Consider the following 24,449-nt stretch of genomic DNA (forward strand, 5'->3'; position numbering starts at 1 on the left):
CCCCCGGAGACGGCGGAACGGCGTCCGGCCGGGGCCGCCTGTTCCACCGCCTCCGGGGCACGCTTAGAGTCGTTGACCATGGAATATCGTCATCTCGGCCGGAGCGGCCTGGTCATCAGCGCGATCGCGTACGGCAACTGGCTCACCCACGGCTCACAGGTGGAGGAGGACGCGGCGACGGCGTGTGTGCGCGCCGCGCTGGACGTCGGGATCACCACCTTCGACACCGCGGACGCCTACGCGCAGACCCGCGCGGAGTCGGTCCTCGGGCGGGCGCTGAAGGGCGAGCGCCGCGAGGGCCTGGAGATCCTCACCAAGGTGTACTGGCCGACCGGTCCCGGCCGCAACGACCGCGGTCTGTCCCGCAAGCACATCATGGAGTCCATCGACAACTCGCTGCGCCGACTGCAGACCGACCGCGTCGACGTCTACCAGGCGCACCGCTTCGACCGGTTCACGCCGCTGGAGGAGACGATGGAGGCGTTCGCCGACGTCGTGCACGCCGGCAAGGCGCACTACATCGGCGTCTCGGAGTGGACCGCGGACCAGATCCGCCGCGCCCACGCGCTCGCCCGTGAACTGCACGTCCCGCTCGTCTCCAACCAGCCGCAGTACTCCGCGCTGTGGCGGGTCATCGAGGGCGAGGTGGTGCCGACGAGCGAGGAGCTGGGCCTGGGCCAGGTGGTGTTCTCGCCGGTCGCGCAGGGCGTGCTGACCGGCAAGTACGTGCCCGGCGGGCAGCCGCCCGAGGGGTCGCGCGCCACCGACGACAAGGGCGGCTCCGGCATGATCAGCCGCTGGATGCGCGACGAGGTGCTGGAGCGGGTCCAGCTGCTCAAGCCGCTCGCCGCCGAGGCCGGCCTGACCATGGCCCAGCTCGCGGTCGCCTGGGTGCTGCAGAACCCGAACGTCTCGGCGGCGATCATCGGCGCCTCCCGTCCCGAGCAGGTCGCGGAGAACGCGAAGGCGGCCGGCGTCCGGCTGGACGCGGACCTGATGGCGCGGATCGAGGAGGCGCTGGCTCCGGTCGCCACCACCGACCCCAAGCGCGTGCACGACAACGTCCCGGCGCAGCGCCCGTGACGCCGTACGGCGACCGGCCGGGCGTAGACTGACTACACCCCTGTAGACACGTGGGCCCGCGCCCCTCGCGGGCGCGGGCCCACGGTCGCGCGGGGTGCACGTCCCACCGCCGACGGCCGGGCGGGCCCCGCCGGCCCGAGACCCGGGGAAAGGCCCGCCCGACTCCATGCTGCGGCCCGTACTCTCGCGCCCCCGGCTGCTCGTGCTCCCCGCCCTCCTCGCCGCCGCCTTCGCGGTGCTGGCCTGGGTGGTGCTCTCCCGGCACGGCGCCCCGTACCCGGTGGACACCCGGCCGCACCGCTGGTCGGTCGCGCACCGGCCGCACTCCGCGGCGGTCGCCGCCCGCGCCGTCACCGCCGCGGGCACCGGCCCGTACCCGTATCTCGCGGCGGCCGTCGGCGGCTGGCTGGCCGGCGGCCGGACCGCCCAGCGCGGCGCGGCGACCGCGCTGCTCGCGGTGGTGGCGCTGCTGGCCGGGCAGTCGCTGCGCACGCTGCTCGCCGTGCTGCTGGGCCGGGCCAGACCGCCGGCCGCGGACTGGGCCGCCCACGCGGCCGGCCACTCCTTCCCCTCGGGGCACACCGCGTCCAGCGCGATGGCCGCGGGCCTGCTGTCCTGGGGCCTGCTGCGGGTGCTGCCCGCGGTCGCAGGACGCGCGGCGGCGGCGGTGTGCCTGCTGGCCGCCGCGGCGATCGGCTGCAGCCGGGTCTATCTGGGCGTGCACTGGCCGACCGACGTGCTCGGCGGCTGGCTGTTCGCCGGGTGCTGGCTGGCCGCCGTCCTGCCGCCGCTCGCCGCCTACGCGGACGGCGGCGGGACGAGCGGCGGGGCGGACGGCGGACCGGACCAGCGGCCGGACGGCGGACCGGACCAGCGGCCGGACGGCGGACCGGACCAGCGGGCGGACGGCGGGACGGGTCAGACGGACACGCCGTGAGCGCGCAGGTAGCGCAGCGGGTCGATGTCGTCGCCGTAGACCGGGCCGGTCCTGATCTCGAAGTGCAGGTGCGGCCCCGTCGCGTTGCCGGTCGAGCCGGAACGCGCGATCCGCTGGCCCTCGTTGACGTGCTGGCCGGCCTTCACCGAGATCTGCGACAGGTGCGCGTACTGGCTGTAGTGCCCGTCGGCGTGCCTGATGACGATCTGATAGCCGTAGCTGCCGCCCCAGCCCGCGGTGACGACCGTGCCCGAGGCGACCGCGTGGACGGCGGTGCCGGTGGAGACCAGGAAGTCCACGCCGGTGTGGTAGCCGCTGGCCCAGCTGCTGCCCGACTCGTGGTACGGCGTGCCGATGGGCGCGTGCTCGACGGGGAGCGTGTATCCGGTACGCACGGGGGCGGACGCGGGCTTGGTGTGCCGCTCCAGGGTGCGGGGCCGGCGGACTTGGCGGCGGGCTTCGGCTTGGCCTTGGGCGCGGCCTTCGGGGCCGGCTTCGGCGCCTTCGGCGCGGTCCTGGTGGTCGTCCCCGGCCCGGACCTCGGCTTCGCCGCGGGGTGCGCGGCGGGCGCGGTGTGGCCGACCGCGAGCCGCTGACCGGGGAAGATCAGGTCGGGGTCGGCGCCGACGACGCTTCGGTTGTCGCGGTACAGCTGCGGCCAGCCGCCCTTGACGTGCTGGTCCTCGGCGATGCCGGAGAGGGTGTCACCGGCCGCGACGGTGTACCGGTCACGGCCGGCGGCGGGATGGGCGGGCGCGGGGTGGGTCGCCGCCGCGGGCTTGGCCGCCGGCGTGCCGGCCGCCTTGGCGTGATCGGTGTGGGCCGCAGGATGCGCGGTGACGTGCGTCGCGGTCTGCTTCGTGTGCACGCTGCTCGCCGGCCGCTTCTTGGACGCGGGCACGTGCACGGTGTGCGAGGCGGTCGCCGCCTCGCGGGTCAGTCCGGCCCGCACCGAGCAGACCGGCCAGGCCCCGGGCCCCTGGCTGCGCAGCACGGCCTCGGCGACCGCGATCTGCTGGTTCTTCGTGGCCAGGTCGGCGCGTGGCGCGTAGGCGCCGCCGCCGAAGGACTTCCAGGTGCTGGAGGCGAACTGCAGCCCGCCGTAGAAGCCGTTGCCGGTGTTGACCTGCCAGTTGCCGGAGGACTCGCAGTTGGCGACCTTGTCCCACACCCCGGCGGTCTCGGCGTGCGCCGTGCTCAGGCCGATGAGCGGCAGGGCCAGCCCGGCGCCGCTCGCCGTGACGGTCAGCGATGCCTGGGAGACCCGGCTCGGGCGGTATCTGCGGTGGCGTCCGCGTAAGGCCATGGCGCGCGTCCTCTCCTGGACCGTGGCCGGCTTCCGGCCCGGGCGGGGCCAAGATAGGCCGGTGCGCGGCGGCCGACAAGGGCGCGTCGGGCGCACGCGGCGACCCGCCCCGCGCCCCGGCCCCCCGTGGAGCCGGACCCGGCGGGCCCGCCGGCGCGGCGCGCCCGGGGGAATGCCGTGCGGCGGCGCGCGTTGACCATGGAGTGAGTTCCGTGCTGCGTGACACCCCGTTCTCCGTGCTCGACCGCTCCCGCACCCGCGAGGGATACGACATGGCGCGGGCGCTGCGGGACACGGTCGCCTTCGCCGGGCGCGCGGAACAGCTCGGCTACCGCAGGTTCTGGGTCTCCGAGCACCACGGCGTGCCCGGGGTCGCGGGCTCCGCGCCGACCGTGCTGGCCGCCGCCGTCGCCGCAGCGACCTTCCGCATCCGGGTCGGCACCGGCGGGGTGATGCTGCCCAACCACCGGCCGCTGGTGGTCGCCGAGCAGTTCGGGGTGCTGGAGTCGCTGCACCCCGGCCGGATCGACATGGGCCTGGGCCGCTCGGTCGGCTTCACCGGCGCCGTCCGCGACGCGCTGGGCCACGGCAAGGAGGACGCGGCGGCCTTCGGCGGGCAGGTCGAGGAGCTGCTCGGCTGGTTCACCGGCACGCAGAGCGCGTACCCGCGGGTGCACGCCTGGCCCGCCGAGGGGCTGCGGCCCGCGCCGTTCCTGCTGGCCACCGGCAGCGGCGCGGACCTGGCCGCGGCGCTCGGCCTGCCGCTGGTGATCGGCGGCATCCGCGGCGAGGAGGCGATGCTGCGCGCGGTGGACCGCTACCGCGCGGCGTTCCGGCCCTCGGCGTGGGCCGCCGAGCCGTACGTGGTGCTCTCCGGGACGGTGGCCGTCGCCGACAGCGACGAGCGGGCGCGCCTGCTGCTGGTCCCCGAGGCGTGGGCGACCGCCTGGTCCCGTACCCACGGCGTCTTCCCCCGCTCGCGCCCGCCGCGACGGTCGCCGCCCGCGCGATGACCGCGCCGGAGCGGGACCGCTTCGAGGAGGCGCTGCGCGGCCACGTCCACGGCACGCCGGAGGACGTCGCGAAGACGCTGGAGTCGCTGCTCACCCGCAGCGCGGCGGACGAGTTCCTGGTCACCACCAGCACGTACGACCGCGCGGAGCTGTTGGAGTCCTACCGGCTGCTGGCGGAGCTGCGGCGCGAGGCGTGAGGCGTGAGGCCGCGGCGGGCCGCGCTCGGGCGCGGGGCGGGGGTCGCAGGGTGCTAGGCGGGCGTGCGGCGTGCGCGCTGTCGGCCGGCGCGGAATGCCCTGCCCACGCGGGTGCCCGGCGCGCGAGGCGTACGGCGTCTGACGGCACGCCATGCGCGGGTGTGCGGTACGGCGGCATCCTGTGACGACTCGCTGACAGATCGACAGGTCGACAAGCCGATGCGCCGACTTATCGACTCACTCGGCCGCGCACGCGCTTCCCGCACCGGCCGGACTCCCTGACGCCGCGTCCGCCCGCCTGCGGGGGCTCTCGCCCTAACCGCACCGACCGGCAAGGGTCCGCCTCGGGCTGTCCCCGCGCCCTGTCGCACCGATCCGCAGGCGTCTGCGCGCCGATTGACGCGCCGTTCGCAGGCGCCCCGAGCCGGGCTCGCCGCCCCGCGCCGCCCGCCCATGACGCCGGCTCACACGGCGTCCGTCCGGTTCACACGGCGCCCGTGCAACGCCCCCTCCGCTCCCGCCGGCCAGGCGGAAGCGGGCCCGCGCGTCACCCGGAGGCACGTCGGGCTCATCCGGATGGACCGCGCCGCCGCGCACGACCGCCGCGGCCGTCCTTACCTGACGGCATGACAGCTTTCCGTCCCCCCTTCGACCGCACCGCGCCGGCCCCGCCCGCCGGCGCCTCCCCCGGTGGCGCGGACGCCCCGGCCGCCGGCTCCCGCGGCCCCGCCGCCCGCCGTACGACGACCGGGCCCGTACGCCTGCGGGACGGCGAGCCGCGCAGCCGCCGGCCGCGGGACCGCCGGCTGCCGCGGGCCGCCGCCTCGCTCGCCGCCGCCTGCTGCCTGTGCGCGCTGTCCGCGGCGCCCGGTGCGGCGGCCTCGGGCGGCGGACACGGCCGGAGCGGGTCCGGCGACGCGTCGTCGGTCCGCGCCTCGGGCTCCGACCAGGGCTCCTCGCTCGCCTCCGTGACGTCCGGGTCCGCCGAGTCGGCGGTCGCCGGCGGCGCGCTGCTCGCCGAGCCCGGTGTGCACGTGCTGCCGCACACCGGCGTGCCCGACCTGCCCACGGGCCTGTCCGCGCTGGCGTGGACCGTCTCCGACGCGCGCACCGGACAGGTGCTGGCGGCGAAGAACGCGCACCGGCAGCTGCCGCCGGCCTCCACGCTCAAGACGCTGTTCGCCGACACCGTGCTGCCGCGCTTCCCGCGCGAACAGACCCACAAGGTCACCCCCGAGGACCTGGCGGGGATCGGCGCGGGCAGCAGCCTGGTCGGCGTGCAGGCGGGTCAGACGTACACCGTCGCCGATCTGTGGCGCGGCGTCTTCCTGGCCTCCGGCAACGACGCGGTGCACGTCCTGGCGCACATGAACGGCTCGGTCGCCACGACCGTCGAGCAGATGCAGGCCAAGGCGCGGATGCTCGGCGCGCACGACACGCATGTGGTCTCCCCGGACGGCTACGACATGCCGGGCCAGGTGTCCTCCGCCTACGACCTCGCCGTCTTCGCCCGCGCGGGCCTGGCGGACCGGGACTTCGCCGAGTACTGCTCCACCAAGTGGGCGCAGTTCCCCGGCGGCTACGACAAGAACGGGCACTACGTGTCCTCGTTCGGCATCCAGAACACCGACCGGCTGCTCACCGGCGCGGGCGGCGTGACCCCGTACCCCGGGATCATCGGGGTGAAGAACGGCTACACCACCAACGCCGGCAACACCCTCGTCTCGGCGGCCCGGCGCGACGGCCACACGCTGATCGCCACGGTGATGAACCCGCAGTCCGGCCTCCCGCAGGCGGTCTACACCGAAGCGGCCAAGCTGCTGGACTGGGGCTTCGCCGCGGTCGGCCGCACCACCTCGGTCGGCACCCTCAACGCGGCGCGTCCGGCGAGCTTCCAGGGCAGCCCGGGCCGCGGCCCGCTCGCGCCGGTGCACGGACCGACCCCCACCCGCGCGGTCCCCGAGGCCCCGGCCGCCGCGCGCTCCGGGTCCGGCTCCCCGACCGCGTGGTACGTCGGCGGCGGCCTGGCGGTCGTCGCGGCCGCGTCGGTGCTGGTGCTGCGCCGAAGGTCGGCCGCGCAGCGCTGACCTGCGGCGACCTCATGTCGCAACGGCGGCCCGCCCGGTGACGCGACCGGGGCGGGCCGCCCGCGCGTCGGAACGTGCTACACTTACCGTAGGGACGTATAGGTCTGTGCCCTTCCGTAGGCACCGGTCCCTCGTGTCTCACCCGGACTGCGATCCGCCGGGACCGGCTTCATCCTCATCCGGTTCCCGTTCCGGCCCCCTCCGGTTGTCCTTCCGTCACACGTCGCACCGGCGACCGCAACCGGTCCCGTACGCCGTGACATACGCGGCCCATGGAGCGTGACAGTCCCGCTCGTGCCGCACCTCCCCTCCCGGAACGCTTTCCCGCCTTCCACGCAACGTGCGTCCTCGAAAGGACGAACCACATGACAGAAACTCTCGAACGCCCCGCTGTCCGGCCGCAGTCGCCGCCGCAGCGGGTGGTCGGCGTACTCGACGTCGACCGGAACGGCAACGGGCACCTGCGGGGGCCCGGACTGCTGCCCGAGCCCGACGACGTGCAGGTGCCGCAGGCGCTGATCCGCGGCTCCGGGCTCCGCAGGGGCGACCTGGTGGAGGGCGTCGTCGGACGCCGCCCCGGGGTGCTCGGCGAGGCGGCCCTCGCCGCGGGGCCGGCCGGGGACCATGAACTCCCCCGTCAGCGGCAGGCGTTCGCCGACCTGACACCTGTGCACCCGCACCGCAGGCTGCGGCTTGAGAGCCCGGCGCTGAAGGGCTCGGGCGCGGTGGCCGGGCGGGTGATGGACCTGATGAGCCCGGTCGGCAAGGGCCAGCGCGGGCTGATCGTGGCCCCGCCGAAGGCCGGCAAGACCGTGGTGCTGCAGAGCATCGCCGCCGCCGTCGCCGACAACCACCCCGAGTGCGCGCTGATGGTGCTGCTGCTGGACGAACGCCCCGAGGAGGTCACCGAGATCCGCAGGAGCGTCCGCGGCGAGGTGATCGCCTCGACCTTCGACCGCCCGGCCAAGCAGCACATCGCCGTCGCAGAACTCGCCGTCGAGCGGGCCAAGCGGATGGTGGAGCGGGGGCAGGACGTGGTGATCCTGATGGACTCCCTGACCCGGCTGTGCCGGGCGCACAACACCGCCGCGGCGAGCGGCGGCCGCACCCTGTCCGGCGGCGTGGACGCCTCCGCGCTGCTCGGCCCGAAGCGGGTGTTCGGCGCGGCCCGGCAGACCGAGGAGGCCGGCTCCCTGACCATCCTGGCCACCGCGCTGGTCGACACCGGTTCGCGCGCCGACGACTTCTACTACGAGGAGTTGAAGGGCACCGGCAACATGGAGCTGCACCTGGACCGGTCGCTCGCCGAGCGGCGGCTGTTCCCCGCGATCGACGTGACCGCCTCCGGGACCCGCCGCGAGGAGCTGCTGCTCTCACCGGCCGAGGCCCAGACCGTCCGCGGCCTGCGGCGCGCGCTGCACGGCCGCGACGCGCAGAGCGGCTTGGAGGTGCTGCTGGACCGGATGCGGCAGACGCCGGACAACGCGGCGTTCCTCCGGAAGATCCAGGGCACGCTGCCCGAGCACGGCTGAGTCGGCCGCGTCCCCCGCTCGTCGGCGCGGGGAACGGCGCGCGGGTGGGGCGGCTACCGGGAGAGGGCGGCCACCTGGGCGCGAGGGAGGCGGGCCAGGTCGGCGGAGTCGATCTCCAGGGTGCGGTCGGCCGATCCGGCACCGCAGTAGACGGGGCCGCCCGGGTCGGCGACCGCGGCGTCGATCAGGCACGGCCCCCCGGGCCGGTGGCTGACCGGCGGCACGCCCCCGCCTGCCCGCCGCCCTGCGCCGGCGCATGCGCGCCCACGACTTCGTCGTGGCCGACCACGTCCCCGCCCTCTTCGAACGCCGCAACGGCGGGGCGTTCATCGCGGCCGGCGGGTCATGCAGCCGCGTGCGTGGGGGCGGTCCAGCCGGTAGCCCGGATCCACGCGGCCAGGTCCAGGGTGGCCGACTCGATCGAGCGCACCGCCGCGGGGTCCGACGGGTGGTCCGCCGCCTTCGCGAACTCGCGGAACATGACCTTGTCGAGGTCGTTGGGGAGCACGCTCAACGGCAGGGCCTCGTACCGTGCCGGGAGCCCGGCGCGGGCGCCGAACGCCGCGGCGATCTGGGGGCCCGTCAGCTCGTCGCCGACGAGTTCGACGGCTCCGCCGGGCGCCTGCGCGCTGCCGAGCAGCAGCGCGGCGGCGACCCGGCCGATGTCCCTGATCGAGATCATCTTCAGGGCGACGTCCTCCGGCAGCGGCAGCCTCAGCACGATCTCCCCGTGCTCCAGGCTGGGCGCCATCACGCTCGCGAAGTTCTCCATGAAGGCGGTCGCGCGAACCATCGTGGCCCTGAGCCCGGACTTCCCCAGGTACTCCTCGATCGCGTGCTTGGAGTCGTGGTGCGGCACGCCCGACTCCCGGTCCGCTCCGAAGACCGAGTGGAACACGACGTGCGGGACGCCCGCCTCGACCGCCGCGTCGACGAGCGCGGTCCCTACGCGGATCTCCGCCTCGACCTCTTCGAGGCTGTTCGCCTCCGGGGTCATGAACGAGAACCCCTCGACCGTCGCCAGCGCGGCGGCCAGCGACGCCGGGTCGTCGGTCCGGACGGCCGCCAGCTCGACGCCGCGGGCGGCCAGCGCCCGAGCCCGGTCGGACCGCGGGTCGCGGACCAGCGCCCGCACCCGCGCCTGGTGGTCCAGCAGCGCGTCGACCACCGCCCCGCCCTGTTGCCCCGTCGCGCCGAAGACCGCGACCGTTCCGGCCGTCTGTGTGCTCATCGCTGCCACCCTTCATTGGTTCATGACATGAACGAAAGTAGTTCATGCCATGAACCTCGTCAAGGTCGGGTGGAGGGGTACGTCACGGGGGACCTCGCAGGTGACCTCACGGTGCGGCGGGTCGGTTCGAGGTGGGCGCGGAGAGGTCCGAGGTGTCCACGATGGCGGTGGCCACGCGCTCGAAGTCGCGCTGGTCGTCGGCGTCGAGGTTCCTCGCGATCTCGGGCAGGCGCGTGGCGATCTCGGCGTAGATGGCGTCGCCGAGCTCCTTGCCCGTGGGCGTCGCACTGAGCATGACGACCCGGCGGTCCTGCTCCGAGCTCGCCCGGCCGACCAGCTCGCGCCGCGCGGTGCGATCGACCAGCTGGCTCAAGGCGTTCTTGGTCATGCCCAGTGACGCGGCGAGGTCGGCCATCTGCCGCGGCTCGTTCCTGACCGCGCAGAGCAGGGTGGCCTGCGAGGGGGTCAGGTCGAACTCCGCGCAGATCTGCGCGTACTTGCGTTGAATGAGAACCGAGAGCCAGAAGAGCTTGTCGCCATAGTCCACGCCGACCTCCCCGGTCCGATGCCGAACGATCAGCCTACTCGTCACGGGCCGGCGGCCACGCCACTCAACAGGAGATACGCACACCTCAGCGAGACCGGCCGACCTCGTCCGCGTAAGCAACCGCCGCCCCGGCCCCGTCCACGCAAGCAACCGCCGACCCGGCCCGACCCCGTCCACGCGGGCAGCCGACGCCACGGGGCCGCGCCCTCGCCGCCCGACACCGCCGACTCCTCGACGCGGCCGTACGGTCCTCCGCCACAGGCCGGCGACACGCCCTTCGGCCTGACGGCGCGCGGTCGGTCGGGCCGGACCGAGGAGCAGCCCGGGACGGGCTGAAGGGGAGGCGCCGCCGTGCTAGCGTCCACGACCACCATGACTGTCGCCATCGCGCCGCTGACCGACGATCACATACCCCTGGCCGCGCAGCGGTACGACCGCTGGTTCGCGCGCGCCCGCCGGCCCCCCTCCCAGCGCTCCTGGCTCGCGGACGGCCCGGTCCGCGGCGACGAGCTCCTGGGCAAGCTCCGGAACGCGCCCGGCCTGGAGGCGTGCCGCGCGCTGGACGCCGAGGGCGGCCAGATCGGGCATCTGGCCGCCGTGCCCGTCGACCTCGCGCCCGACGACCCCGCCGCCCTGCGCAGCCACCCGCGGTCCGCCCTGGTGCCGCACGGCGGCCACGCGCTGCCGTCCGGCCGGGAGAGCGAGGTGCTGCGCGCGCTGTACGCCCGGGTCGCCGAACGTCTGGTGGCCGACCGCCGGCTGGTCCACTACGTCGACGTACCGGCCGGCGAGACCGCGACCGCGCCGTGGTCCGACATGGGCTTCGGCCGCGAGGTCGTGCACGGTCTGATGGCGGTCAAGGCCCGCGGCCGGCAGCCGCGCGGCGTCGAGGGCCTCGGCATCCGCAGAGCAGGGCCGGGGGACCTGCCGCAGATCGGGCGGATGGCGGCGGAGTCCTCGCGGCGGCAGCGCGGCGCCGCGGTGTTCAAGCCGCAGCCCGAGGGCCCGCTGGCCGCGCTGCGGCTGCACTACGCCGACGCGCTCGCCGATCCCCGCTGCGGCGCGTGGATCGCGGCACGGCGCGGCGAGGAGATCGGCATGGTCGTCGTGGTCCCCGCGGCCCCCGACCCGGTCACCCCCGAGTCGTGCGTCGAACTCGTCGAGGCGTACGTCGAGCCGGTCGCGCGCGGCGAGGGGATCAGCCGGGTGCTGCTTGCCACGGCGCTGGCCTGGGCGTACGACAACGGTCACCGCTACATGTCGGCGCGCTGGTACTCCGCGTCGCCGCCGGCGGCCGACCACTGGCCCCGGATCGGCTTCCGCCCGGTCGCGTACCGGCTCAGCCGTACGCTCGACGCCCGCATCGGAGGCCCCGCCGGCACCTACTGACCCCCGGCGGCCGTGCCCGTCCGGGCTGCCCAGGTTGCTCTCTGCGCGGACCGTCCCCCGGAGGGCGATTGCTCGCGCCGTTCCCCGCGCCCCTGTAACGCAACGCCCGGCGTTGGGCTGCTCAGCGCTCGGCGTAAAACGAATAGGGAGGCGCGGAGAACGGCGCGACCGACCATCCCCGACCGGGTGGGGGGCAGCGCCGCCCTCCTACGACGATGTCCGGCGGAACTCCTGGGCGGTCCCAGGCAGGTCAGGCTGTGGCCGGAGAGTCGCCGGCGGTCGGGTCGTCGGTGCGGTGGCGTTCCGCCCAGTCCTCGCGGGCGGCGGCGAGTTCCGGTGCGACGGAGTGGGTGAGGTGGTCGGCGAGGGCCCGTAACCGCCGGCCGAGGTCGGCCACGCCCGCCGGGTCCAGGTCGGTGATCCACCAGTCGTCCACGACCTGGACGTTGACCACCGGCAGCTCAGGATCGCCATCCTCGCCGAACGGCCGGCAGTCGATGGTGGCGACGAGCACCCCCGCGTCCGTCGCCGGATCCACGCCCTGGGTCACCGGAACGATCAGACCACCCCGGTTGGCCTGATGCCCGATGGCGGCCAACTCCAGGTGCAGCCGCTCCGGACGCACACCCGTCCTGCTCGGATCGTCCTCGGCCCACCACGGCAGATAACCGCGCACCACCTCACCACTGGTGGTCGACACCGCCCAGGTGCGGACGGACGGCGCGGTCGATGCGGGTCCATGCCCGTCGAAGCGCGTCACGGGCACACCCCGTCACCTGGTGCGGTGCACACCGCCCAGACCACCTTGCCCGGCCCGTCCCGGTCGCCCACGCCCCACATCCCGCGGGTGAGCGCGTCCACCAGGCCCAGACCGCGCCCGGACTCCTCCTCCGCCCCCGCGTCACGAAGCTCGGGCTTGCCCTCACCGGCGTCATGCACCTCGATCCGCACCCCGTCCGCCAACCGCTCGAACCGCGTCGCGATCAACCGACCATACGGCGGACGCGCATGCGTGATCGCGTTCGTCACCAACTCCGAGAGGATCAACTCCGCCTCGTCCAGGACATGCGACAAACCCCAGGCGACAAGATGCTCAGCGAGCAACCGCCGCGCCCTGCTCACCGAACGAGGAGTGGGCGGCCACAGCTTCTGGACGACGGACGGACGTTTCTCGCTGATTGCCGCGGTCGCGGCAGGGGCCGTCACGCGGGCCCCTGGTACACGCACGGATGGTGGTTAAGCTCTTGCACGTCGACGCTCCTCAGCAGCGTTGGCCACGCCCCCGGGCCGGTCGCACGGTCGCGGGGGTCCTCTTGGCCAATGACGCTAGGGGCGGTCGCCGCCGAGTAGGGGTACAGATCGTGCCCCCTTGGTCACGCCGCGAGCACGCCCATCTTCACGGCGAGTTCAGACGCCCGGCGGCGACGTGCTGGATTCTTCGACTCGGTCTCCTCCAAGACGATCCGCTTCGCGTACCCGTTGTACTTGATCGTCTCCGGGGCAGCTTCGTATGCCTTGTCCAACGTCGCCAACGCCACGTCCGGCTGCCCGTCCAGCTGGTAGCCCCGCGCCTCCTCGATCCGGTGGCGGGCTCGGCGCGGCCGGGATCGAATGGTGTCGGCGTCAGCCGCCGCGGCCTGCCGGACGGACTCGCTGCCCGCGTGCAGTTCGACGGCCACCGTCACCGCATGGGCTCCCATGATGGCCCGCGAGAACGACGTGATCGGGTCGTAGTAGTCCGCGGGCAGGCGTTCGGCCATGGCTCGGGCCTGGTCCCAGTACCGCCAGGCCGTACCCGTCTCGGTGCGACGCGCGGCCGTGTACCCGGCCTCGAACGTCAACGCGCCGGCGACGGCCAGCACCTCGTCCGGCGCATCGGGCAGCAGCGGCATCAGGTACTCGAGGCTTTCGAGGTTCACGGCGTCCGCCGCACCGAAGTGGGCCGGGCCGGAATCCCGGTGGGCCTGGCCGGCCAGCCAGGCCGCCACTCCGATGGCGCGTGCGTCCTCGCTCTCCTGGGCCGCGATCAGGCACCGCTCAGCCACCCGCCACAGCAACGCCGCATCGGGCTGGTACGCCACGAAGAACTGGCACAGCGCATACGTCTCGCTGAGAACCGCCTGCGCAGCTCGCCGCTGGCCCGCGCCATCCGATTGCCGAACCGCCGCCTGGCAGTCCCGGATCAGATCCGGCAGGAGAGACCCGACCACTTCGCGGTGGTGGGGCGACCTGTGCCGGGCGGCCCAAGCCCGGTCGAGCCGGGCTCGCAGGTGCGCCACGGGCGGCGCCTCGTGCTCCGACCTGACGGGATAGGCATCCACCGCCGCTTTGACGGCAGCCAGCCTCGGATGCCCGGGCCCCACGAACAGGTCGACGTGAACGGTCTGGCTCCCCGTGAGGTCGGCCAGGTCCGCTACGCGCAGGATCTCGGCGATCCGCAAGATGATCTCGAGCTTCGGTGTCTTGAGCCGACCGCTCTCCACACCCTTCACCCAGGAACCGGTGAACCCGAGGAGGCCGCCCAACTGTTCTCGGGTGATCCCCCTTCGTGTGCGGAGAATCTGCAGCCTCTGGCCGAACACCAGCGGGTCTGCGTACGGGTCCGGCGTGCCGTCTGAAGCCATCAGGCCCTGCCCCTCCTCGCAGCTTCGTCACTGCCAGACTAGGGGTAGGGCCGTCCCCGTGTGCCCACTGGCGTCCGGGACTTCGACGCGAAGGTGCACGACGTCTGCATGCGGCAGGGAGCACAGGAACGTGACGCGCGTCGGAATCACCGGGCACCGCGGCCTGCCGGACGAGGTCGAGGCGTGGGTTCCGACTCCCACGCGCACATGACCGGCAGCGAGATCCTCGTGGACCTCGCGGACGAGGTGGTCGCCGTCTGGGACGGACAGCCCCGGCCGCACGCGGTCCACGGCGCCTCACGTGGGCTTGCGCCACACCGAGATGTGCTTCGGGGAGTCCTGGGTGAACGCTGACCCGTCCCAGTCCGCGACGCGGCGCTCCCGTTCGAGCCCGGCGATCCGCGCCATCAGGTCGAGCTCCGCCGGCCACGCGTAACGGTGCCGGGAGTTGTCACGGCGGTAGCGGCCGTCCTCGCCGTCGCGGGTGAGATGGTGCGAGACGAGGATCTGCTCGACCAGGTCGAAGGTGTCGAAGCCGAGGTGCCGTTCGGAGACGTCGAACGGCACCGCGACCTGCCCCGGCGGCAGGAAGCGCAGCGGCGGCACGCCCAGCTCGATGACGAATCGGCCGCCGGGCGCCAGGTGGCGCGCGGCGTTGCGGAAGCACGCGACCTGCTCGTCCTGCGTCAGGAGGTTCGTGATCGTGTTGTAGACGAGGTAGACCAGGGTGAACTCCCCCGGGACGACGGTCGTGGCCATGTCCCCGATGGCCACGGGGAGCGCGTCCTCGTCGATCTTGCGCCGCAGGACCGCCGCCATGTGCTCGGACAGCTCGATGCCCACGACGGGCACACCGCGTTCCCGGAGCGGGACGCCCACCCGTCCGGTCCCGATGGCGAACTCCAGCGCCCGGCCGTCTCCGGCGAGTTCCGCCAGGAAGTCCAGGGTCGGTCCGAGAGCGGCGGCCGAGGACGACGCGGCTTCCTCGGCGTCGTAGCGGTCGGCGGTCGCGCGGGTCCACAGTTCACTGCTCGTCACAGGTGGCCACTGTGCCGGGCGCCGGGGACGCTGTCGACGCATTTACGCGCGCCGCGGCCGAGCGTGTACCGGCTGCGACCGGGGTCAGCCGGTCCACGCGGGGCGCGTGGGGTCGTCCGCGCGGACGACGACGTCCGCGGCCTCCTCCGGCAGCGCCTCCCGCGCGTAGCGCGCGTACGCCGGAAGCGTCCACCGCTCCCCCGGCTCGGTCCTGCGCTCCAGCGCCCCCGCCGAGAGCCTCAGATGGACTGTCAGGTCGAACGGCAGGCCCTGCCCGAGCAGCAGCGGCCCGTCCAGCACCAGCACACCCCCGGGCGGCAGCGCCACGTACCCCGCCCGGGTCGAGCGGTCGGTCGCGGGATCGCGCAGCGACGGCAGCGCGCGCCCGCTGCCCCCGGGCCCGAGCGGGTCGAGCACCTCGCGGCGCAGCGCCCCGGTGTCCAGCCACAGCGTGTAGTACGCCTCGACGTCCTCGTGCCCGTACTCCAGCCGCAGCGACGCGGGCCGCCAGAAGTCGGTCGCGCGCACCCGCAGCACCGGCCGGCCCAGCGCGGGCAGCGCCGCCGCCAGGGCGTCGGCGAGGACGCCGGTGCGGGCGGCGGGCGCGCCGTCGACGGCGACCCGCCACCAGGAGCCGCCGTCGGCCGGCGCGGTCGTCGCCAGGCGTTCCGCGAGCTCCGCGGCCATCCGGTCCCAGGTGATCGGTTCCAGTCGCACGGCCTCATTCTCACCCGGCGGCCGGTCCCGGCCGTCACCCGGCCGCCACCCGGCCGTCACCCGGTCGGCGCAGGCCGGTGCGGCGGGCGGGGCGCGACCGGGCGGCCCGCGGCCCGGCGCCGGGCCGCCCACCTCACCCAGGTGGGGGAAATGATCGACAAATCACCCGTCTGCCGCCATGCGCGATCCATCACTTCCTGTGAGCCTGGAAGAACTCATGGTGACCGTCCCCATCATCCAGGAGAAGAGCAATGATCCTGTCCATCTCCGGCGTCGTCCTGCTCGGCGTCATCGTGTTCCTGTTCTTCCGCAAGGACGGCCTGAAGCCCTCGCACGGCGTGGTGTGCGCCCTCTTCGGCTTCTACATGGCCAGCACGGCGATCGCGCCCAGCATCAGGGCCGGCGGCGCGAGCCTGGCGGGGCTGATCGGCGGTCTGAAGATCTGAGCGCACGCCTTCGCGCCGCGGCCGCTCCCGCCGCGCGTGCCACGGGTCCGGCGGCGGCCGACACCGCCCCGGGCCCGTGCACGGGTTCCCCCGGCTCGTCCGCTTCCCCCGGTTCCCCCGGTCCGTCCGGCTCCCCCGGCTCGTCCGGCCCGTCCGGCCCGTCCGAGCGGCGGTCCACCGGGCCGTCCCCGTGTCCCCCACCTCCCCGCGGCGTACGCGTCCCCCGCGCGCCCCTCGTACCGCGACCGGTACCCCCACTCGAACGACCCATGGAGCACCCGTGGCCAGGCGTCCCCTTCCCAGCATCCTGACGAGCGGCCGGCCGGCGCTGGTCCGCGGCCGCGACATGGCCCGCAGCGCGGCCGACGGCGCGACCGACGTGCTGCACCCCGTGATCATCATCGCCCGCGGCATGCGCCGGCAGGCCGCCTGGGCGGGAGGCTGGTGGGCGCGCACCCCCAAGGACCGGCGCGGCAGGCCCTGCTGCTGGCGGCCGCGGCCGCGGTGATCGTGGTGATGATGCCCTACGGCCCGATCCTGGCGCTGGTCGCGCTGGCCGCCTCGGCGGCGTGGATGGGCCGGGACCGCACCGCGCCGGCGCCCGCGAGCCCGACCGAGGCGGAGTCGGTGCGGCTGCAGTCGCTGTACGAGGCGCTGGTGCCCTATCTGTCGGTGCCCGGCGATCCGGCGCCGCTGTACGCGCCGGACGGCAGCTGGGAGCGGGTCTTCGACGAGTACGCCTTCGAGGACGGCCGGCTGACCCGGCTCCACCTGCGCTACCCGGCGTACTTCACCGACGGCGAGGCGGACTCGCGGGCCAGGGTCGAGCAGTTGCTGCACGCGAAGGCGGGGCGCGGCCGGGAGTACCGCTTCGACTGGAACGAGGAGGAGAACCACGTCGGCCTCACCGTGCTGCCGCCGCTGCCGACGGACGTCGTCGCGCAGCGGTTCGTCGCCTCGCCCGGGGAGACGGTGCTCGGGTTCACCGACGCGGAGGCGGTGCAGCGGACGGTGCCGGTGGTGGTCGGCGAGGAGCGCCGCGACGCGCCGCCGGTGGTGTGGCGGACCGGCGCCCGCTCGACCGAGCCGCACCTGCTCGCGCTCGGGCAGCCCGGCACCGGGACGACCACGCTGCTGCGGTCGATCGCGCTGCAGGCGCTGCAGCACGGCGACGTGGTGGTGCTGGACGGCAGCGGGAGCGGCGAGTACGCGTTCCTGGCCGGGCGACCGGGCGTGCTGGCCGTCGAGGACGGGCTGCTCGGGGCCGCGGCCACGCTGGAGTGGGCGGCGCACGAGACGGAGCGGCGGCTGATCGCGGTCAACCGGGCGCGGCAGTCCGGCAGCCCGGTGCCCGAGGACGTACGGCGGCCGCTGTGGATCGTGGTGGACCGGCCGACCGCGCTCAGCCAGCTCGCGCACGCCGAGGGGCGGCCGGACCCGCAGAACCTGCTCGACGTGCCGCTGCGGCACGGCAGGACCGCGAACGTCGCGGTGGCGGTGGCGGACCAGCTCGACGCGACGGAGGCGCTGGCGCCGGTGGTGGTCGCGCAGACCAGGGCGCGGGTGGTGCTGGGCGGGCTGGCGCCCGAGCATGTGGCGGCGGTGCTCGGGGAGCGGCCGCGGACGACGCCGGCCGGGGAGGTGCCGCCCGGACGCGGATACGCGCGGCTCGGGGCGGGGCCCGTGCTGCGGGTCCAGGTGCCGGTGACGCCCGATCCTTTCGACGAGGAGGCGTCCGCGTCCGCGCGGGACGCCGTCCTCTCCCTCCTCCCGGGCGCCGAGCCCCCCGCGCCCGTTCCCCCCTCCCCCGCCGCGCCGCCACAGCCGCAGCCGCAGCCGTCCGAGGCTCCGCCGGTCACCCTCCACAAGGACACGGTCATCCGCACGGTCGCGGATCTGGAGCTCAACTAGGGAGGGCACCGGCGGTCCGGCCTCACCTCGGACCACGCGGCGCCGGTGCCGTGGATCGGCCAGCGTCCGCGGCCGTGCCGCCAGTGGCCCGGTCACGACGCTGCTCCGTCCATGCCGGGCGCGTGGGGGAAGCCCTTCGTCGTCACTCGCCCTTCGTGCGCAGTTCCCACGGCCGCATGCCGAGGACATGCGCGATGTTCCCCTGCATCTCGACAGCGGACGGCAGCGGGCGCCACAGCACGGACAGTTCAATGATCTTGCCGTCCGAGTCGAACCGGGCGTAGTCCATCCCGTGGACCACGGTGCCCTCGATCTGCAGCCGGAAGAACGCGGACTGGTGGGCCTCGCCGCTGAGGACTTCCTCCGTGGTGAGGTCGCCCAGCTCGTAGACAGCCTGCAGAACGTCCGCGACGGCGTCGCGGCCGGTGACCGGCTCACCGAGGATCGGGCTGTTCAGCACCACCTCATCGGCGAGGCACGAAGCGACGGCGTCTTTGCCCGCGCGGCCGTCCACGCAGGCGAGGAGGGACTCGAAGGCGGTGCGGCTCTGGGGGGACGTGATCATGGCTGCTTCCTTGCTGTGCGAGACCTGGCTGATGCGTTCACCAGCCAGGGGAGCGGGCCGGGCTGCCCGACCCATGTGAGACAGAGTATCAAATTGAGAGTCAGTCTTAGACGGTGAGGCCGGCAGCTATACTCGCCCGTGATGGATACCTCGTCCGATCTCAGCGGCGGCACGGCCGCGACACGGCCGCTGCGAAGTCGGGCCCGCGCGGTCATGAAGGCCGAAGTGGTCGCCGTGGCGTCACGACTGTTCGACGAACAGGGGTTCGACCACACCACCGTCGACCAGATCGCCGCCGAAGCGGGGCTCTCCCGTGCGACGTTCTTCCGGTACTTCAAGACCAAGGAGGACGTCGCGCTCGACGACCTCCATGAACTAGGCCGGCGAGTCGCCGCCGCGTTCATCGCGCAACCTGACGGAGAGCAGCCGTGGACCGCCCTTCGCCATGCGTTCGACGTCATCACCGAAGCACACGCGAGCGACCCCGAGCGCTCCCTGCGCTTCTTCACGATGATGTGTGAGACACCCTCGCTCAAGGCGCGGCACTGGCAGAAGCAGCAGCGCTGGCACGAACTGCTGGACCCGGAGATGCGCCGCCGACTCGGCCGGCCGCCCACCCCGCACGATCCGGTGGCGGCGGCGCTCGTGGGTGCCGGTCTCGCGTGTCTCGACGCAGCCACCGAAGCATGCCTGGCGTGCAACGGAACCGAAAGCCTGGCCTCGCTTCTCGACCAGTCCATGGGAGCGCTGGGCAACTGAGTGGCGCTGTTGGAGGTCCGCCAGACCCGGCCCCGGACCCAGGCTGCGCAGACCGTCCACGTGAACGCCGAGACGCCCGCCCCGGAGCCATCCCAGGTATGTCACGTGGTGGCACATCGCCCGAGCCGCCCTCATCCTGCTTCAGCTCTCCCACCGTCCACTCACAGGCGCGATCTATGCTGAGGCAAACGGGGTCCCGTCGTGACGCACCTGCAGGGAGACAACGTTGGCAAGGATCGCTCTCTTCGGCGCTACCGGAATGATCGGCAGTCGCATCTTGAGCGAGGCGCTCGATCGCGGCCATGACGTCGTGGCTGTCGTGCGCGATCGTACGAAGCTGACTCGGACTCATCCGGCCTTGCGCGTGGTGACCGGTGACGTCCTCCAGCCGACGTCGGTCAGCTCCGCCGCCAGGGGCGAAGATGTCGTGGTCAGCGCGGTCGGTGGTGGTCACGGCAACGGTCCCGGGCATCTCGCCACGGCCGAACCGGCCGTGAGATCGCTGGTGGCCGGGCTACGCGCACTCGATGGCGGCCCGGGTGGCACACGTCTGATCTCGGTCGGCGGAGCCGGATCATTGCGCGTCTCAGGGGGTAAGCGACTCTGGGACACAGCGGGACTACCGGAGCACGCGCTCCAGATCATGCACGCAAGTGGCGACGCACTGGAATATGTCCGCACCGTCAACGACGTTCGCTGGACGATAATTAGCCCACCCGCACGGATCGGGCCCGGTCCCCGGACCGGAACGTACCGCAGCGCGCTGGAAGACCTCGTCGTGGACGCGGACGGCGAGAGTCGGATCTCCACCGATGACTTCGCCGTTGCCGTCGTCGACGAGATCGAGCACGCACGGCACATCGGCGAGCGGTTTGCCGTGGGCTACTGAACTCTTCCGCGGCGTTGCGCCATGACGGCTCGTGATCTTCAGGCTGTTCGGTCGCGTTCCAGACGCAGTAGCGGCGGCAAGAGCCGGGGCGTGGCCGGCGAGGTCAGGCCCTCGCGCAGGTAGCGGTGGACGGTGGTGACCCGGCCGGCCGCCCCACCTCGCCGAGCGCGTGAAAGAGCCGGGTCGTGGCGTACGCCGAGTGTCCGCCTTCGTGCAGCAGAAGCGCCACGGCGCGGAACTGCGCGCCCCCGTACGGCAGATGCCGCGCGCCGCCGTGCTCGTCGTCGAGGAATTGCCACAGGGGGAGGCGGCCGCCTTGGGGTGGGACGACTTCCTCGGGGTCCGGAACCCGGGTCTCAAGAGGTAGTCGGCGAGCGATCGCCCTGGCGACCGGAGAGTGACGTCGGCGCCAAGCCCCGGTCCGCTGGCATGCCAGGGTCGGAGGCACCCCGAACCCCTGCTGGCGGGGTGGCGCCCGGCGGCGGGTTCACGCCGGAGTGCGGGGCGCACGGGAGGTCGGGGCGAGCGCCCCGCGGGGCCTTCCGCACGCTCTACCGGGTGGCGGCGAGCGGCCGAAATGATGAGCGCACCGCACGGTGACCCGCACCCCCGCCCTCCCCGGCGGGGGTTCGACGGAAGGAGCCCATGGTGTTGCTTCTCATCTCCCCGGACAGCGTCGAGGAAGCCCTCGACTGCGCCAAGGCCGCGGAGCACCTCGACATCGTCGACGTCAAGAAGCCCGACGAGGGCTCGCTCGGCGCCAACTTCCCCTGGGTCATCAAGGCGATCCGCGACGCCGTCCCCGCCGACAAGCCGGTGTCCGCCACCGTGGGGGACGTGCCGTACAAGCCCGGCACGGTCGCCCAGGCCGCGCTCGGCGCGGCCGTGTCCGGCGCCACGTACATCAAGGTCGGCCTGTACGGCTGCACCACGGCCGAGCAGGGCGTCGAGGTGATGCGCGGGGTCGTCCGGGCGGTGAAGGACCACCGTCCGGACGCGCTGGTCGTCGCCTCCGGCTACGCCGACGCCCACCGGATCGGCTGCGTCAACCCGTTGGCCCTGCCCGGCATCGCCGCACGCTCCGGCGCGGACGCGGCCATGCTCGACACCGCGATCAAGGACGGCTCGCGGCTGTTCGACCACGTGCCGCCGGACGTGTGCGGCGAGTTCGTCCGGCTCACCCACGCCGCCGGCCTGTTCGCCGCCCTCGCCGGCAGCGTCAAGCAGGCGGACCTCGGCGAGCTGACCCGGATCGGCACGGACATCGTCGGCGTGCGCGGCGCGGTCTGCGAGGGCGGCGACCGCACCGCAGGAAGGATTCAGCCGCACCTGGTGGCCGCCTTCCGCGCGGAGATGGACCGGTGCGCCCGGGAGCACGCGACCGCGGGTTCCGCGGTCCCGGCCGTTCCCCCGCAGCTGACCGGTCCCACCGGTGCGGCCGCTTCCGCCGTCCCCGCCGCCGGCTGACCGCCGGCATGCCGACATCCGCACCCGGCCGCGGCGTCCCCGGCCGCCGGGCCGCGACGTTCGCCGTCCTCGACCCGGCCACCGGTGAAGCCGTCGACGAGTGCCCCGACCAGCGGCCGGAGGAGCTGGACGCGGTGGTCGACCGGGCCCACCGGGCCTGGCCGGCGTGGCGCGCCGACCCGGCCGCCCGCAGCGGTGCGCTGCGGGCTGCGGCCGACGCGGTGGAGGCGGCCGGCGACACTCTGGCCCAGCTGCTCACCCGCGAGCAGGGCAAGCCGCTGGCCGAGTCCTGCGCGGAGGTCGCCCGGACCGCGGCCCGCCTGCGCTACTTCGCCGGCCTGGCCCCCAGGACCCGGCGGATCGACGACGGCCGGCCGGTGGACAGCGAGGTCCGCTGGCGGCCGGTCGGGCCCGTCGCCGCGATCGTGCCGTGGAACTTCCCGCTGCAGCTCGCGGCGGCGAAGTTCGCGCCCGCGCTCGCGGCGGGCAACCCCGTCGTCCTCAAGCCGTCCCCGTTCACCCCGCTGGCCACCCGGCTGCTCGGCTCGGTGCTCGCCGCGGTCCTGCCCGAGGACGTGCTGACCGTGGTGACCGGCCGCGAACCGCTCGGCGCGCGGCTCGTCGCGCACCCGGGCATCCGGCACGTCACCTTCACCGGCTCGGTGCCCACCGGGCGGGCCGTGGCGGCCGGCGCGGCGGCCTCGCTCGCCCGCGTCACCCTGGAGCTGGGCGGCAACGACGCGGCCGTGCTGCTGGACGACGTCGAGGTGGACCGGATCGCCGACCGGCTGTTCTGGGCGGCGTTCCGCAACTGCGGCCAGGTCTGCATGGCGGTCAAGCGGGTCTACGTCCCGGCACGCCGCCACGCGGAGGTGGTCGAGGCCCTCGCCGAGCGGGCGAAGTCCGTCGCCGTGGGGCCGGGGCTCGACCCGCGCACCCGGCTGGGCCCGGTCAACAACGCCGACCAGCTGGCCCGGGTCCTGCGGGTCACCGAGCAGGCGCTGGCCGACGGCGCCCGGGCGGCGGCCGGCGGCCACCGGCTGGACCGGCCGGGCCACTTCTTCGCCCCCACGGTCCTCACCGACGTGTCCCCGGACAGCGCGGTGGTGACCGAGGAGCAGTTCGGACCGGTGCTGCCGGTGCTGCCGTACCGGAGCGTGGACGAGGCGGTCGAGGCGGCCAACGGCACCGGCTTCGGGCTGGGCGGCTCGGTGTGGGGCGCCGACCTCGACCGGGCCGAGGCGGTGGCCGAGCGCCTCGAGTGCGGCACGGCCTGGATCAACCACCACGCCGAACTCTCCCTCGCGCAGCCCTTCGCGGGCGTGAAGGACAGCGGCGTCGGCGTCGCGGGCGGCCCGTGGGGGCTCTACGGCAATCTGCGGCCGTTCGTCGTCCACCGGCCCAGGGAGGAGGTGTGACGGTGCGGTTCCAGGCGGCGGTCCTGCGGGCGTACGAAGAGCCGTTTACGGTCGAGGAGGTGGTGCTGCGGGCGGAGCCCGGAGCCGGCGAGATCCTGGTCGAGATAGCGGGCTGCGGGATGTGCGGGACCGATCTCGCGGTCCGCCGCTCGGGCGGGCGCAGCCCGCTGCCGGCGGTGCTCGGCCACGAGGGGCCGGCGTGGTGGTCCGCACCGGCGGGCCGGGCGACGGTACGGAGGCCGGCGGCGCCTCGGGCGGCGCCTCGGGCGGCGGCTCGGGCGGCGGCTCGGGCGGCGACACCGCCATTGCGGTCGGCGACCACGTCGTGCTGAGCTTCGACTCCTGCGGGCACTGCCGCAACTGCCGCGCCGCGGCCCCCGCCTACTGCGACTCCTTCGCCTCCCTCAACCTCTTCGGCGGCCGGGCGGAGGACCCGCCCCGGCTCACCGACGCGTCCGGCGCGGCGCTGGCCCCGCGGTGGTTCGGCCAGTCCTCCTTCGCCCGGTACGCGCTCGTGCCGGCCCGCAACGCCGTGCGCGTCGACCCCGCGCTGCCCCTCGCCCTGCTCGGACCGCTCGGCTGCGGCTTCCTCACCGGAGCGGGCGCCGTGCTGAACTCCTTCGCAGCGGGGCCGGGCGACACCCTCGTGGTCCTCGGCGCGGGCGCGGTGGGCCTGGCCGCGGTGATGGCGGCCACCGCCGCGGGCGCGGTCACGGTGGCCGTCGACCGGCACCCCGGGCGGCTCGAACTGGCGGAACGCTTCGGCGCGGTCGCGCTGTCCGCGGGGACGGCCAGGCTGCCCGAGCGCATCCGGCGGCTGACCGGCGGCGGCGCGCAGTACGCGCTGGACACCACGGCCTCGCCCGCGCTCGTCAACGACGCGCTGCGGGCGCTGCGCCCCACCGGCACGCTCGGCCTGGTGGCACGGCTGCACGCCGCGCTGCCGCTGGAGCCGGGCACGCTGGACCGGGGCCGGGCCGTCCGCCACATCTGCGAGGGGGACGCCGTCCCCGCCCTGTTGATCCCCCGGCTGATCGGGCTGTGGCGGGCCGGGCGGTTCCCCTTCGACCAGCTGATCCGCACCTATCCGCTGACCGAGGTCAACGAGGCCGAACGCGACTGCGACGCGGGCCGCGTGGTCAAACCCGTGCTGCTACCGGAGGGAACGAGCCGATGAGTTACGTGGAACGCGTCGAGCCGGAACACGTCGGGGCGCAGGCGCAGGCGTCCGGGGCCCCGGGCGCCGGCGCCCCGGCCCTGGGCCAGGACCTGGACCCGGGCCCGGGCCCGGGC

At 74.4% G+C, this 24,449-nt stretch carries 19 protein-coding genes and 4 pseudogenes; 13 read left to right on the forward strand and 10 right to left on the reverse strand.

Features of this window, described 5'->3' with window-relative positions:
- The first annotated feature begins 78 nt into the window (after positions 1-78).
- Together VSR01_RS04525 and VSR01_RS04530 are read left to right on the forward strand one after the other, a co-directional pair.
- Complete coding sequence (locus VSR01_RS04525) at positions 79-1,083, forward strand: aldo/keto reductase family protein (protein ID WP_326447991.1); 1,005 nt, start codon at positions 79-81, stop codon at positions 1,081-1,083.
- Between the two features lie 166 nt (positions 1,084-1,249).
- Positions 1,250-2,020, forward strand: coding sequence for a phosphatase PAP2 family protein (locus VSR01_RS04530; RefSeq protein ID WP_326447992.1), 771 nt, complete (start codon positions 1,250-1,252; stop codon positions 2,018-2,020).
- Here the strand turns inward: VSR01_RS04530 and VSR01_RS04535 are convergent.
- A pseudogene (locus tag VSR01_RS04535) lies at positions 2,002-3,326 on the reverse strand (transglycosylase family protein). The gene VSR01_RS04530 and the pseudogene VSR01_RS04535 sit on opposite strands and share 19 nt — an antisense overlap.
- Before the next feature lie 203 nt (positions 3,327-3,529).
- Between VSR01_RS04535 and VSR01_RS04540 the strand changes: the two are divergent.
- The 3 genes and pseudogenes from VSR01_RS04540 (at position 3,530) to rho (ending at position 8,155) form a co-directional block, all read left to right on the forward strand.
- A pseudogene (locus VSR01_RS04540) lies at positions 3,530-4,536 on the forward strand (MsnO8 family LLM class oxidoreductase).
- 626 nt (positions 4,537-5,162) lie between these two features.
- A complete protein-coding gene (locus VSR01_RS04545) occupies positions 5,163-6,623 on the forward strand; it encodes a D-alanyl-D-alanine carboxypeptidase family protein (RefSeq protein WP_326447993.1) in 1,461 nt (486 codons plus the stop codon).
- A gap of 272 nt (positions 6,624-6,895) precedes the next feature.
- The gene (rho, locus tag VSR01_RS04550; RefSeq protein ID WP_442785398.1) at positions 6,896-8,155 is read left to right on the forward strand and encodes a transcription termination factor Rho; all 1,260 of its coding nucleotides are present in this window, start codon (positions 6,896-6,898) and stop codon (positions 8,153-8,155) included.
- A 53-nt stretch (positions 8,156-8,208) separates the two neighbouring features.
- On the opposite strand, the gene VSR01_RS04555 is transcribed toward rho, so the two are convergent.
- The 3 genes from VSR01_RS04555 to VSR01_RS04565 form a co-directional block, all read right to left on the reverse strand.
- Positions 8,209-8,379 (reverse strand): YbaK/EbsC family protein, encoded by a 171-nt coding sequence (locus VSR01_RS04555; protein ID WP_326447995.1) that lies wholly within the window; start codon positions 8,377-8,379, stop codon positions 8,209-8,211.
- 119 nt (positions 8,380-8,498) lie between these two features.
- Positions 8,499-9,386: an NmrA/HSCARG family protein gene (locus tag VSR01_RS04560; protein ID WP_326447996.1), complete on the reverse strand. Its 888-nt coding sequence runs from the start codon at positions 9,384-9,386 to the stop codon at positions 8,499-8,501.
- Positions 9,387-9,492: 106 nt separating this feature from the next.
- Complete coding sequence (locus VSR01_RS04565) at positions 9,493-9,933, reverse strand: MarR family winged helix-turn-helix transcriptional regulator (protein ID WP_326447997.1); 441 nt, start codon at positions 9,931-9,933, stop codon at positions 9,493-9,495.
- Positions 9,934-10,305: 372 nt separating this feature from the next.
- On the opposite strand from VSR01_RS04565, the gene VSR01_RS04570 reads away from it, so the two are divergent.
- Entirely contained in the window at positions 10,306-11,322 is a 1,017-nt protein-coding gene (locus tag VSR01_RS04570; RefSeq protein WP_326447998.1) for a GNAT family N-acetyltransferase, read from the forward strand.
- A 250-nt stretch (positions 11,323-11,572) separates the two neighbouring features.
- On the opposite strand, the gene VSR01_RS04575 is transcribed toward VSR01_RS04570, so the two are convergent.
- From VSR01_RS04575 to VSR01_RS04595, 5 genes are all read right to left on the reverse strand, one after another.
- A complete protein-coding gene (locus tag VSR01_RS04575; protein ID WP_326447999.1) occupies positions 11,573-12,082 on the reverse strand; it encodes a DUF6907 domain-containing protein in 510 nt (169 codons plus the stop codon).
- Complete coding sequence (locus VSR01_RS04580; RefSeq protein ID WP_326448000.1) at positions 12,079-12,528, reverse strand: ATP-binding protein; 450 nt, start codon at positions 12,526-12,528, stop codon at positions 12,079-12,081. The genes VSR01_RS04575 and VSR01_RS04580 overlap by 4 nt, the downstream gene beginning before the upstream one ends.
- 167 nt (positions 12,529-12,695) lie before the next feature.
- Positions 12,696-13,946, reverse strand: coding sequence for a helix-turn-helix domain-containing protein (locus VSR01_RS04585; RefSeq protein WP_326448001.1), 1,251 nt, complete (start codon positions 13,944-13,946; stop codon positions 12,696-12,698).
- Between the two features lie 297 nt (positions 13,947-14,243).
- On the reverse strand, positions 14,244-14,984 hold the full coding sequence (locus VSR01_RS04590) for a class I SAM-dependent DNA methyltransferase (RefSeq protein ID WP_326448002.1): 741 nt from the start codon (positions 14,982-14,984) through the stop codon (positions 14,244-14,246).
- An 84-nt stretch (positions 14,985-15,068) separates the two neighbouring features.
- Entirely contained in the window at positions 15,069-15,701 is a 633-nt protein-coding gene (locus VSR01_RS04595) for a uridine kinase (protein ID WP_326448003.1), read from the reverse strand.
- Between the two features lie 251 nt (positions 15,702-15,952).
- On the opposite strand from VSR01_RS04595, the gene VSR01_RS04600 reads away from it, so the two are divergent.
- Both VSR01_RS04600 and VSR01_RS04605 read left to right on the forward strand, forming a co-directional pair.
- Positions 15,953-16,147: a hypothetical protein gene (locus VSR01_RS04600; RefSeq protein WP_326448004.1), complete on the forward strand. Its 195-nt coding sequence runs from the start codon at positions 15,953-15,955 to the stop codon at positions 16,145-16,147.
- Between the two features lie 280 nt (positions 16,148-16,427).
- A pseudogene (locus VSR01_RS04605) lies at positions 16,428-18,058 on the forward strand (hypothetical protein).
- Between the two features lie 142 nt (positions 18,059-18,200).
- On the opposite strand, the gene VSR01_RS04610 reads toward VSR01_RS04605, so the two are convergent.
- Positions 18,201-18,623, reverse strand: a complete 423-nt coding sequence (locus VSR01_RS04610) for a nuclear transport factor 2 family protein (RefSeq protein ID WP_326448005.1) — start codon at positions 18,621-18,623, stop codon at positions 18,201-18,203.
- Between the two features lie 141 nt (positions 18,624-18,764).
- Between VSR01_RS04610 and VSR01_RS04615 the strand changes: the two genes are divergently transcribed.
- The 5 genes and pseudogenes from VSR01_RS04615 (at position 18,765) to VSR01_RS04635 (ending at position 24,333) form a co-directional block, all read left to right on the forward strand.
- Positions 18,765-19,382, forward strand: coding sequence for a TetR family transcriptional regulator (locus VSR01_RS04615; protein WP_326448006.1), 618 nt, complete (start codon positions 18,765-18,767; stop codon positions 19,380-19,382).
- 226 nt (positions 19,383-19,608) lie between these two features.
- Complete coding sequence (locus VSR01_RS04620; protein WP_326448007.1) at positions 19,609-20,271, forward strand: NAD(P)-dependent oxidoreductase; 663 nt, start codon at positions 19,609-19,611, stop codon at positions 20,269-20,271.
- Between the two features lie 648 nt (positions 20,272-20,919).
- Positions 20,920-21,738 (forward strand): (5-formylfuran-3-yl)methyl phosphate synthase, encoded by an 819-nt coding sequence (locus VSR01_RS04625; protein WP_326453492.1) that lies wholly within the window; start codon positions 20,920-20,922, stop codon positions 21,736-21,738.
- 8 nt (positions 21,739-21,746) lie between these two features.
- The gene (locus tag VSR01_RS04630; protein WP_326448008.1) at positions 21,747-23,156 is read left to right on the forward strand and encodes an aldehyde dehydrogenase family protein; all 1,410 of its coding nucleotides are present in this window, start codon (positions 21,747-21,749) and stop codon (positions 23,154-23,156) included.
- Positions 23,157-23,158: 2 nt separating this feature from the next.
- Positions 23,159-24,333 (forward strand): annotated as a pseudogene (locus tag VSR01_RS04635) (zinc-binding dehydrogenase).
- Positions 24,334-24,449 lie beyond the last annotated feature (116 nt).

The organism is Actinacidiphila sp. DG2A-62 (assembly GCF_035825295.1).
In the GTDB taxonomy this organism is placed as follows: Bacteria; Actinomycetota; Actinomycetes; order Streptomycetales; family Streptomycetaceae; genus Actinacidiphila.

Coding starts and splice junctions, on each gene's coding strand:
- VSR01_RS04525 (WP_326447991.1), top strand. CDS start 79: ATGGAATATCGTCATCTCGGCCGGAGCGGCCTGGTCATCAGCGCGATC.
- VSR01_RS04530 (WP_326447992.1), top strand. CDS start 1,250: ATGCTGCGGCCCGTACTCTCGCGCCCCCGGCTGCTCGTGCTCCCCGCC.
- VSR01_RS04545 (WP_326447993.1), top strand. CDS start 5,163: ATGACAGCTTTCCGTCCCCCCTTCGACCGCACCGCGCCGGCCCCGCCC.
- rho (WP_442785398.1), top strand. CDS start 6,896: ATGGAGCGTGACAGTCCCGCTCGTGCCGCACCTCCCCTCCCGGAACGC.
- VSR01_RS04560 (WP_326447996.1), bottom strand. CDS start 9,386: ATGAGCACACAGACGGCCGGAACGGTCGCGGTCTTCGGCGCGACGGGG.
- VSR01_RS04570 (WP_326447998.1), top strand. CDS start 10,306: ATGACTGTCGCCATCGCGCCGCTGACCGACGATCACATACCCCTGGCC.
- VSR01_RS04585 (WP_326448001.1), bottom strand. CDS start 13,946: ATGGCTTCAGACGGCACGCCGGACCCGTACGCAGACCCGCTGGTGTTC.
- VSR01_RS04600 (WP_326448004.1), top strand. CDS start 15,953: ATGATCCTGTCCATCTCCGGCGTCGTCCTGCTCGGCGTCATCGTGTTC.
- VSR01_RS04610 (WP_326448005.1), bottom strand. CDS start 18,623: ATGATCACGTCCCCCCAGAGCCGCACCGCCTTCGAGTCCCTCCTCGCC.
- VSR01_RS04615 (WP_326448006.1), top strand. CDS start 18,765: ATGGATACCTCGTCCGATCTCAGCGGCGGCACGGCCGCGACACGGCCG.
- VSR01_RS04630 (WP_326448008.1), top strand. CDS start 21,747: ATGCCGACATCCGCACCCGGCCGCGGCGTCCCCGGCCGCCGGGCCGCG.